Raw genomic sequence first — 1,511 nt, forward strand, 5'->3', positions numbered from 1 at the left:
GATTGTGTTGAAGAAGTCGCCGGTGGCGTGGGTAGGCGATGGGACGGGAGCGGTGCGTGCGGAGGGGCGAGTGCTCAGGCGGGCAGCATCTGCGCCGGCATTGGGATAATCTTGGCCATTTTGCGGAGGTTTTGGGCGGTGGCGGCGAGGAGGAACTCGTCTTTTGCTCCGTTCGGTCCCCGCAGGCGCAAGCGATCGAGCTTGAGGATTCGTTTGAGGTGCGCGAACAGCATCTCGACCTTCTTTCGCTGCCGTCGCGAGGTGACGTAGGCATCGCTCGCCGCGATATCGCGGGCCATGTCGCGGGCGCCTTCGTGGATCGATCGCAGGATCTTGCGGGCCGGCGCGTTGGGGCAGCATCGTGACTTGAGGCCGCAGGCGTCGCAGTCGAGCTTGCTCGCGCGATAGCGCATTAGACCATTCTCATCGACGAACGGGCGTGGTTCACGATAGGTCTTCTGCCGTTGCCGCAACCGCTTGCCGCCCGGGCAGATGTAGCTGTCGTCCTCCCGGTCGAAGGTGAAGGCCGAACGCTCGAAGGTGCCATCGGAGCGGGCGGACTTGTCGAACACCGGGATATGCGGCGCGATGCCCTTCTCCTTGACCAGCCATGCCAGGTTGGCCGCGTCGCCATATCCGGTATCGGCCGCGAGCCGCTCGGGCCAAAGGCCGAACCGTGTCTGGACGCGATCGATCATTCGGCGCTGCGCCGTCACCTCGGCCTGGCGGATCGAGGTGGTCGCCTCGACATCGACGATCACGGCATGTTCGAGGTCGATCAGATAGTTGGTCGAGTAGGCGAAGAAGGCCCTCTCGCGCGTAGCGGCTGTCCAGCGTGCGGCGGGGTCGGCCACCGCCAACTGCTTGGGTGGAACCGGCGTCGCGCCACCGAACGCGGCATCGTCGAGTACCGCCAGATACTCGCGCACGGCATGGCTGGTGGTCTGGTCCGGCAACTGCTCGGGGCGATCGACGGCGTGCTGCCGGTTCACATCGGCCCGGATCAGGCTGGCATCGACCGCGAAGCCCACGCCGCCGACCAGTCCCTCGGCCATGCACCGCGCGACGGTCGCCTCGAACAGGTTGCGCAGCAGATCGCTGTCGCGGAAGCGACCATGGCGGTTCTTCGAGAAGGTCGAGTGATCGGGCACGTCGCCTTCCAACCCCAGGCGGCAGAACCAGCGATAGGCGAGGTTGAGATGCACCTCGTCGCACAACCGGCGCTCGGAGCGGATGCCCACGCAATAGCCGATGATCAGCATCCGGATCATCAACTCCGGGTCGATCGAAGGGCGGCCCGTCTCGCTATAGAATGGCCGCAGATGCTCGCGGATATCCGACAGGTCCACAAACCGGTCGATCGAGCGCAGCAGATGATCCGACGGCACGTGCCGCTCCAGGTTGAAGCTGTAGAACAGCGCTTCCTGCGCCACCGTCCGCTCGCCCATCATCGGCCCACCTCCGCTTCCTCGCGAAGAGTGAATCAGACTGTCCCCGCTACTTCAAGACCG

Annotated in this window: 1 protein-coding gene; it reads right to left on the reverse strand. The window is 65.0% G+C overall.

Going from position 1 to position 1,511, the window contains the following annotated elements; translation table 11 throughout:
- Window positions 1-74: 74 nt before the first annotated feature.
- Window positions 75-1,451 (reverse strand): IS1182 family transposase, encoded by a 1,377-nt coding sequence (locus SMA01S_RS23910; protein ID WP_066827985.1) that lies wholly within the window; start codon window positions 1,449-1,451, stop codon window positions 75-77.
- Window positions 1,452-1,511: the final 60 nt, after the last annotated feature.

The organism is Sphingomonas mali NBRC 15500 (assembly GCF_001598415.1).
Taxonomy (GTDB): domain Bacteria; phylum Pseudomonadota; class Alphaproteobacteria; order Sphingomonadales; family Sphingomonadaceae; genus Sphingomonas; species Sphingomonas mali.

Coding starts and splice junctions, on each gene's coding strand:
- SMA01S_RS23910 (WP_066827985.1), bottom strand. CDS start 1,451: ATGATGGGCGAGCGGACGGTGGCGCAGGAAGCGCTGTTCTACAGCTTC.